This window comes from Phormidesmis sp. 146-33, assembly GCF_052939515.1.
The window spans coordinates 1-8,381 of record NZ_JBJPHU010000184.1 but is presented as its reverse complement, the minus strand read 5'-3'; the positions used below and the strand labels follow the sequence as shown (position 1 = coordinate 8,381).

Annotated in this window: 9 protein-coding genes; 6 read left to right on the top strand and 3 right to left on the bottom strand. The window is 46.9% G+C overall.

Going from position 1 to position 8,381, the window contains the following annotated elements; genetic code table 11:
- Positions 1-36: 36 nt before the first annotated feature.
- Positions 37-1,755 carry an NB-ARC domain-containing protein gene (locus ACJ2PR_RS33965; protein ID WP_446880360.1) on the bottom strand — a complete coding sequence of 573 codons (1,719 nt, stop codon included), beginning with the start codon at positions 1,753-1,755 and terminating at the stop codon, positions 37-39.
- 349 nt (positions 1,756-2,104) lie between these two features.
- Between ACJ2PR_RS33965 and ACJ2PR_RS33960 the strand changes: the two genes are divergently transcribed.
- From ACJ2PR_RS33960 to ACJ2PR_RS33940, 5 genes are all read left to right on the top strand, one after another.
- Entirely contained in the window at positions 2,105-2,530 is a 426-nt protein-coding gene (locus tag ACJ2PR_RS33960; protein WP_446857259.1) for a hypothetical protein, read from the top strand.
- 274 nt (positions 2,531-2,804) lie between these two features.
- The gene (locus ACJ2PR_RS33955) at positions 2,805-3,083 is read left to right on the top strand and encodes a hypothetical protein (protein ID WP_446880359.1); all 279 of its coding nucleotides are present in this window, start codon (positions 2,805-2,807) and stop codon (positions 3,081-3,083) included.
- A 162-nt stretch (positions 3,084-3,245) separates the two neighbouring features.
- On the top strand, positions 3,246-3,389 hold the full coding sequence (locus ACJ2PR_RS33950; protein WP_446866790.1) for a hypothetical protein: 144 nt from the start codon (positions 3,246-3,248) through the stop codon (positions 3,387-3,389).
- A 114-nt stretch (positions 3,390-3,503) separates the two neighbouring features.
- The gene (locus ACJ2PR_RS33945) at positions 3,504-4,046 is read left to right on the top strand and encodes a hypothetical protein (RefSeq protein ID WP_446880358.1); all 543 of its coding nucleotides are present in this window, start codon (positions 3,504-3,506) and stop codon (positions 4,044-4,046) included.
- 62 nt (positions 4,047-4,108) lie between these two features.
- A complete protein-coding gene (locus ACJ2PR_RS33940) occupies positions 4,109-4,552 on the top strand; it encodes a phospholipase A2 (protein WP_446880357.1) in 444 nt (147 codons plus the stop codon).
- Between the two features lie 289 nt (positions 4,553-4,841).
- On the opposite strand, the gene ACJ2PR_RS33935 is transcribed toward ACJ2PR_RS33940, so the two are convergent.
- Together ACJ2PR_RS33935 and hemL are read right to left on the bottom strand one after the other, a co-directional pair.
- Positions 4,842-6,050, bottom strand: coding sequence for an NACHT domain-containing protein (locus ACJ2PR_RS33935; RefSeq protein ID WP_446880356.1), 1,209 nt, complete (start codon positions 6,048-6,050; stop codon positions 4,842-4,844).
- Between the two features lie 424 nt (positions 6,051-6,474).
- Positions 6,475-7,890: a glutamate-1-semialdehyde 2,1-aminomutase gene (gene hemL, locus ACJ2PR_RS33930; protein WP_446880355.1), complete on the bottom strand. Its 1,416-nt coding sequence runs from the start codon at positions 7,888-7,890 to the stop codon at positions 6,475-6,477.
- A 27-nt stretch (positions 7,891-7,917) separates the two neighbouring features.
- Between hemL and ACJ2PR_RS33925 the strand changes: the two genes are divergently transcribed.
- Positions 7,918-8,139 (top strand): ChaB family protein, encoded by a 222-nt coding sequence (locus ACJ2PR_RS33925; protein ID WP_446857264.1) that lies wholly within the window; start codon positions 7,918-7,920, stop codon positions 8,137-8,139.
- Positions 8,140-8,381 lie beyond the last annotated feature (242 nt).

Genomic DNA, 8,381 nt, shown 5'->3' with positions numbered 1-8,381 from the left:
CTACTTCTGTGCTTTGACGCAAATCGTTATGATGTTTTAAGCCTGAGTAGTTACAAAAAGATTCAGTATATTTCCAGCTAGATACCCTTTCTCTCCCGGATCTTGCTGCTGCTGAGTGGCTAAAAGATCTTCAAGACGGATTTCAATACGAGCTTTTGTTCTCAGCTTGTTCTCTAAAGCAACAATGACAGGCTGAACAATTAATCGAATTTGCGTTTCTCGCACGTAGTCTTTGGCTTGTACTTTGGCTAAGGCATGACTGTTGAAGAGTTTAATGTCTTGCGTCACCACTTCACTGACAATTTGGTCTATAAAGCGCTCAGTGACATATTCCATCACAACAGGTTGGAGCGTATAGCTAGCTTGGCTTTGTTCAATGAGCGATCGACGCTGCACAGATTCTAACGCTTGGAGTAATTCTGCTGGTCTAGTAGAAATTAGGTCGTTCTGTAGATCTGTCATGCAAATGAAATCGCGATTAATTGCAAGCCAGTATAGAATTTGCTGTTCTAATGGACTGAGATGTTCAAATTGTTCATCCAACAGGTTTGAGACTTCTCGAAAGAGGGCAGTTCCTAGCTGTAAGAAATTTGCAATATTGCAATCAAACAAATCGCGGATCGAAGCTGAGGCAAGCTTGAGAGCAAGGGGATTGCCTTGATAAGACTCAATTAACTGTTTTTTGTTTTCTGAAGTGCCACGCAGTTCGTTTAGATGCAAAATGGCTTCCCCTTCAGGTGTGTGTAGTCCTCTGAGTTGAAGTGTTTTTATGCTTTCCCGCGCAAAGACTTCTTTAGTCTTGTATCGACTTGTCAGTACAACAATGCTCTGGTGAGGCACGTCCGTAAGCTGCTTAAGCAGAGCTTCATATCCTTCATAACCTGCTCGACAAGCGCCCACTAGCTCACCGTTTTGTAAAATCGCCTCAAGGTTGTCTAATATCAAGAGGCAGCGATTTAGACGCAATTGTTTTAGTAGCTGAGTTGTGCAGGTGTCTATGCGATCAGGTATGTGATCAGGAATGTTTTGTTCCGGAACGAGGGTTTGAAGAATTTCTGAGAGGAGCGTTTCTAATGGAGGCGCTTGAAGCAGTGATTTCCAAATGACTTGATCAAATACTTGTCTAAAAGAGTAAGCAAATTTAGCCGCAAGTGCCGATTTGCCAATGCCACCCATGCCGACGATCGCCACTAACCGACAGCGCTCCTCAAGCATCCATCGTCTCAGCGTTTCTAGTTCTGCTGTTCGCCCATAAAAGGTGGAAACATTGGGTGCGCCTGCGATCGTTCCGATTTGCTGCGTCAAAGTTAGTGGAATTGCAGCATTCAATCCATTACGGCTCTCCCGCGGCCGGGGCTGTTTTCGCTGCTCCCATTCCCTGTCAAATCGCGATAGGTTTGCTTCACTCTCCTCACGGGGATGCCACAATTCAAGAGTAAAGTGCCAGTATTCTGCGCCTTGAGTAGCCGTCCGATGGTCTTGCAAAATTTTAAGAAAATCTCGGTAGCATTTGAGCGATTCTCTAATTTGTTCTGAGTTTAACGGGTCGTGACCTGGCGATCGAGTTGTGAGTTCTTGCAAAACCCTAATTTTTGTGCGAACCACACACCGCTGTTCAGTTTGCCAGGTTATCGAGAAATCTCTATTAGGAATGGGGTTGCACTCACTTTCAAGTCTATTTGCATAAGCGAGCAGAGAGTTTAGAAGGTGTTTGGCTTGGGCTTGTGCTTTAGAACCGTAGCTCACTCTTGCCATAGATGTCCCCTCAGAATTCAAGAAAGTTTGGGGATTTTTTGGGACTTCCCCAATCCATACACTTTCCCCAAGCTATCGATTCAAGACTCTAAGCCCCTTTCCAGCCTTACCCATCCTTTCTTGCTTTAGGGAATAAGTCCAGAATACACTCTCAGCGTGGGTTGGAGTTGTGCTTTAGACAGCAATGTAGCTATCAAACATCTTGTGTTGAACGTTTCGTTGAATCGCTGAATTTCACTTCTCAGCAAGATAATGTCCAAATCGTCCCTTGATGAAGGCTGCGGTAAACAGTTTTCGCCAAGTTGGTATTTTCTAAAGCATTGATTTTTTGACTAAAAAGGAGGCTTCTATGAAGTTAAATCGTGTTCGCACTTCTACCTTGATTGTTGGACTCGCTTTGATCTTTAATGCTACAACTACTCCGGCTCTAGCTGCGAGAAAACTGACTGAAACAAGAAGCTTTGTATACACTTGCGGCATTGCCACCTGTAGTACCTACCTCAAGCGAGGCACCACTAGACGACTATGGAGCAAGCTTTCTAAATATAAAGGGGCTAGTGCAGGTGCGATTGGCGGTGCTGCTGGCATTGCTTGTGCACCCATCGGTGGAGTTGGCGCTGCTGTCTGTGGGGCTGCTGGGGCAGTATACGGTGGGCTGCTCATGGACAAATTAGAAGACGCTGCAACTTCTAATAAGTGTTTGCGATTTAGGCATCTAGTGGGTGGAGCAGTGCAAGGAATCTATGTAGACCAGTCTGGATACTGTAAAAAATAGTGGTTTCTGAGCAGGATGATTGTCAGCGATCGCTCTTTCACGTCTAGCGATCGCTTCCCTTCTAACGTGAATTCGATGAAATCCTTTGTTGCCGTTACAAATCCGGGCAGCCCCCTAAATCCCCCACGAGTGAGGGACTTTGAACGAAGACTATGATCTAAAAGTCCCCCAGATTGGGGGGTTGGGGGGCAGAAGCGCTGAAGACCGAAGCGAAAAACTCCCATCGAATTCACATCACTCTACAATCCATTCATCTTGAAACAGGGAGTCAACGATGCCAATCCCACCGATTTCAAGTCAACTTTCAAATCAACTCAATAGACTTACCTCTCACGCATTAGTAGAGAATATTGCGCCATATCCACAATTGAGAACTGCACCCATCTCTAAACCGGAGCCTGCGATCTCATTTCCTTTGGGACTGATGTTGCTGTTTGTCGCTAGTAGCTATCTAACCATTTTTATCAGTAGTTTGTTTCTGGTGAGTCGCCGTGAGGAACTGCCAACCTATGAGCAAGCTATCGAAGCCCAACCACCACAAGATCTCATATAAGCAGTCAACCAAACTACTGCTTCTCCAGCGGTCACTACTACTACCGACGCGACCAATCATCTACTTCATCCCGAAGCCCAACCGTCCTCAGAAACCAAGCGGAAACTGAATCAGCCAGCCGTTTCTCCAACTCCTACATTCTCTACTGACCATCCGCTTTACTTGAAGCTGCTGACTCTGCTACAGGGCGATCGCAGCACCGCAAATCGGCTACTCCAGCAAGCCTGTACAAACTATCCCAACCAATCAGCACAGTGGCGATATGAAAAGGTGATTTGGGATCTGGTGCGCGATCGCTTGCCTTAACTACCCCACATTCACTTGCATCAAACAACTGGAATTTAGTGGACTCTAACTAACCACGATCGCTCACATTCAATCTTGAAACACAACTTGAAACACAATGGGAGATCAGTCGTCATGCAAGCCTTTGTAATGGGTGCTTTAAGTGCATTCAGTTTAAGTGCATTTAGCATTACCGTCTATCAACCTGAAGCTAGATCGCTGCCACTATCCTCTGTCTCATCGCTCCATGCACCAATTCTGATCAGTCGTACTTCTGGCTCATTGCCCAACGGCACAAACATCACGTCTCCTCAAAACACACGAGGACGGGCAACCCTGCGGGTGATCAACGGCAATCGATTTGACGCGGCAATTAAACTTGTCGATCGCACGTCTGGCAAAACTCTTCGCTTTGTTTATGTACAAGCCAACCGAGAAGTAACTCTCTCAGGAATTCCTTCTTGCACCTGTACCCTAAAGTTCACGACGGGAAGCGGTTGGGATCAAAATGTTCGCAAGTTTACGCGCAACTCAGTCTTCTACAAATTTGATGATCCGTTGAACTTTAGAGAACTGCGATCGGGCTTAAGAACCCGATGGGTTAATTACACCGCCAGATTAAACCGTGGAGCAGATGGCAATGCCCCCTCGACTACAATCTCGGAACGTAATTTTTGAACCTGAACGATTCCATTCAGCAACATAGCGCTTTGTAATTAACAGGACTAATAGAGGAAAAGATGAACATTAAGGACAAGTGGATTGGACTTTTCTTATCAAGTGTTGTCTTATCAAGCGGAATGGCTTTGGAAGCCGTTTTACCGATGAGTGCAACTGCAAAGCGTAGTGGGACTATTGATGGTTTTAAGACGGATATTTGTACATGGTCACCCGATCGTATTCCAAAAATCGCTAATTTTCGGGAGGCTTGTATTGCTCACGATCGTTGCTATTTCAATCTCAGACAGCGTTTACAGAATTACCAAGGTCGTATCAGACGGCGCTTTCAGGCTCAATTAGGGTTTCTAGAGTGCGATCGACGCTTCTTGTCCAACATGAGGAGAGCTTGCAGGCAACAACATCGACCAGGAGTACGGCGAGTTGCTTGCTACGACACGGCTAATAAATACTATAAAGCAGTGGCAGCACTCACCGCGACAGGGACAAGACGGCTAACACCCTAGAAGAAAATGGCACTAATTGAATATCAAGTTTGCTGAAGTTAATGTCAGTTCGATGAGCTTTGAACCTTGTTTGAAAGTTCCCTAGAATTGGCAGCTTGGGGGGCAGAAGCGTTCATTAACGAAGCGAAAAACTTCATCGAACTGACTTTGTTGAAGATTCTAGCCCTTTGAAAATTGCTGAACTATAGCAGTCCGATTTGAGTTGTGAAATCTCGGAAAGCCCCCTAAATCCCCCATTCTGGGGACTTTAAGATGGAAAAATTCTCCAATTTTAAGAATGATCTACGGTTCAAAGTCCCCCAATTTTGGGGGATTTAGCGATGATTGTGAGCAGCAATGGATTTCTCGCCAGTTCGAGAATGCGAGGACGATCACGCAATGTCTGCATTAATTGATCGATCGACTTCTCTGGCGGCATCGCCCAAGCTTTGAGAAATCGCCGCATCTGCACATCAGTAAACTCAACGACTTCTAACGTGCGATCGACGCGATCGCTAAATTCGCCTTGATAAACCTGCGATCGACAAGTCATCACAAACCGACACTTTTCATAGGTATCGAGAAAATCTTTGAGCTTTTGAATGACTTGCGATCGGGCAGCACTTCCCACTTCATCCAGCCCATCCAACAGCAGCAAAATCGTTCCCTTGTCTAACGCCTGCTGCAAAAAGTTCTCCCCGTGTGGAAAATCCTCTCGCTCCAGCGCCTTGACTAACTGCGGCAAAATCTCAGACCCATCACTCAGGCGAAATAGCTCCAACAAAACTGCTACAGGCTGATCTGGCAAACTCGCCAACCGCCCCTCTGCCTCACTCAGCGTCAAATACTTGAGCAGCATCGACTTGCCCGATCCCGGTTTCCCTGTCACCATCAATCGCTTGTACTGCGAAACCGCTTGATATGCATCGATTAAGTCATAATTTTGGCTACCCTTGACCTTGAGCGGCACATAGACATCTTGCATTTTGAGCGGTCGATCGGCGGAGCGAAACGGAATCTTGAGTTCGCGATATTTGCCAATCAACGCCTGATGATATTTCTTGAGCGCAATGCCCCAGAAAAGTTTCGTCCCAGCAAATCGGTTGTAGATTGCCTTAAAGAATTTGTCTGCAAGCGTTTTCGTCCAGGTGTTAATCGTGTCTCGAAAAATTGCCCAAAAACCTAGTAAACCAGCGGCAACCCACCCCACTTTCGGCAAAAACTGCTCCCAGGAGTCAGCCTCCTTTGCTTCCTTGAGTCGGGCGTATTCCTCCTCGTAAATTGTAATAATTTCAGGTGGAGTCAATCCTGCGTCATTCTTTTCAAACCGCTTTAATACCGTCGAAGTTTGCATCGAACTGTCTGTTTTGACATGTCGATCGGCAGACTTTTTGACCTCAAGAATTACCGCATCTCGACTTGAAGGCGTTTGAGAATGCGTTGCCGTGACCGAGCCAAAAGTAATTAGAAATGTCAGAACAAAAACCAAGATCCATTGACGCTGAAAAAGTTTAGACACGGGGCAACTCGCTAGGTGTGATTTTCAACATGCCACTGTTTTATCACCGTTTCCAGAAAAATTACGTAGCCCTAACGCAACGTTTAGAGTTTGATACTTGTGTGTGAGTCATTCTCCCGTGGTTATCCGCTTCTCGAATTACGTCAGTTCGATGCAATCTTTCGCTACGGTTGATTAATCCGGGCAGCCCCCTAAATCCCCCACGAGTAGGGGACTTTGAAGCAGCATTCTTCTCTTAAAGTCCCCCAAAGTTGGGGGGTTGGGGGGCAGAGGCTGTGAACAACGAAGCGAAAAACTCTCATCGAATTCACGTCGAATTGATCACAAAAAAAGGCAACCCCGGAAAGATTGCCCTATCAAGTATTTTGTCCAATAGAGTTTATTAGATAGGCTTATGATGATTCAGCCAACAACTCAAAACTCTCTACAGATTTGTCATGACTGCTTTGGCGGCTTCCAGGGTGCGATCGACATCTTCATCGGTATGCGCCAGGGAAGTAAATCCCGCTTCAAACTGAGACGGTGCCAGATAAACGCCCTGCTCTAACATGCCCCGGTGGAAGCGGCCAAACTTATTAAAGTCGCACTTTTTGGCATCTTCGTAGTTGTGAACCGGGCCCTCGGTAAAAAAGAAGCCAAACATGCCGCTAATCGAGCCACCGCAGGCGACGTGACCTGTTTCTTTGGCAACGGTCAGCAACCCTTGAGTTAGACGGGAGGTGACGCGATCGAGTTGCTCATACGTCCCTGGTTGGCGCAATAGTTCCAATGTTTTGATACCAGCCGCCATCGCCAGCGGATTGCCAGACAGCGTTCCGGCTTGATACATGGGGCCAGCCGGGGCAACCATCGCCATGATGTCTTTGCGACCGCCATAGGCACCCACAGGCAGCCCACCGCCGATCACCTTACCCAGCGTCGTCAAATCTGGCGTGATGCCAAACTTTTCTTGTGCGCCGCCGTAAGCGATCCGAAAGCCTGTCATCACTTCGTCAAAGACGAGCAACGCGCCATGTTCGCGAGTCAATTCGCGCAGGCCGGCCAAGAAACCAGCTTCGGGAGGAATAAAGCCAGCGTTGCCGACGATCGGTTCCAAAATCACGCCCGCAATTTCACCTGGATTTGCTTCAAACAAAGCTTTCACCGCTTCCAGATTGTTGAAGGGTGCCGTTAGCGTATTGTTGGTCGTCGATTTAGGAACGCCAGGAGAATCGGGCAAGCCCAACGTCGCAACTCCGGAGCCTGCTTTCACCAAAAACATGTCGGCGTGACCGTGATAGCAGCCCTCAAACTTGATCAGCTTTTCGCGGTTGGTAAAGGCTCTCATCAGCCGCAAAACCGACATACAAGCCTCAGTCCCCGAATTGACAAACCGCACCATTTCGACGCTGGGGACGGCATCGATCACCATTTCCGCCAAGACATTTTCTAAGGCATTGGGAGCGCCAAAACTGGTGCCTTTTTCTAACGTTTCATGAAGCGCTCCTAACACATCCGGATGGGCATGACCACAAATGGCCGGCCCCCAGGAGCCAATGTAATCAATGTATTGGTTGCCATCGACATCCCAGGCGTATGCGCCCTTGACGTGATCAAAGACGATCGGCTGCCCGCCCACCGATTTGAACGCTCGTACGGGAGAACTGACTCCACCGGGCATTAGTTTTTGAGCAGCGGCAAAGATTTCTTCTGATTTAGTGGTTCTCAAAGTGCCTGTAATCAATGTTTTCTCCTTTAATCCATTGCGATCGCGTTGCAATAGCAGCGCTTTCTGATGCCAATTCCGAAGATATTCCTCAAGATAGGCAGATTTCTGAGTTTTGCAAGCAATACTAAACAATTATCTCACTTACCGGAGGCGGCTAGGATGTCGTACCAAAACAATCAGGAGTTACCTGCGAGCATTCGCAATCAGCTTTCTGAGACGGCTCAACACTTTTACAGAGTAGCGTTTAACTCTGCTCTTCAGTGGTATGGGGAAGAGACCAAAGCTCATCAAATCGCCTGGAGCGCTGTCAGAAACCAGGCCGTAAGTCTAAACAGTGGCATCTCTCAAGAAGTTTGTCTGGCAGTGGTTGAAGTTGGTTAATTTTTTGATTTTTTGATTTCGGTTTTTAGATTGTGAATTTTAGGGGCATTTGCTCTGCAATTGGTTGAGGAGAAATTTCAAATTCGCTGGATTGGAAAAAAGGGAGAACGATTTTGCTGAATGGCGATCGCTCTCCCTTTTTGATTGAGTTTTCTATAACAAGCGCGTGATTCGATCGCTTTTAACGTGACGTCAGTTCGATGAACGCTTCGCTTCGCTTTTAGATCCAGGAACGCCCCCTA

Coding starts and splice junctions, on each gene's coding strand:
- ACJ2PR_RS33925 (WP_446857264.1), top strand. CDS start 7,918: ATGTCGTACCAAAACAATCAGGAGTTACCTGCGAGCATTCGCAATCAG.
- ACJ2PR_RS33965 (WP_446880360.1), bottom strand. CDS start 1,755: ATGGCAAGAGTGAGCTACGGTTCTAAAGCACAAGCCCAAGCCAAACAC.
- ACJ2PR_RS33945 (WP_446880358.1), top strand. CDS start 3,504: ATGCAAGCCTTTGTAATGGGTGCTTTAAGTGCATTCAGTTTAAGTGCA.
- ACJ2PR_RS33940 (WP_446880357.1), top strand. CDS start 4,109: ATGAACATTAAGGACAAGTGGATTGGACTTTTCTTATCAAGTGTTGTC.
- ACJ2PR_RS33960 (WP_446857259.1), top strand. CDS start 2,105: ATGAAGTTAAATCGTGTTCGCACTTCTACCTTGATTGTTGGACTCGCT.
- ACJ2PR_RS33955 (WP_446880359.1), top strand. CDS start 2,805: ATGCCAATCCCACCGATTTCAAGTCAACTTTCAAATCAACTCAATAGA.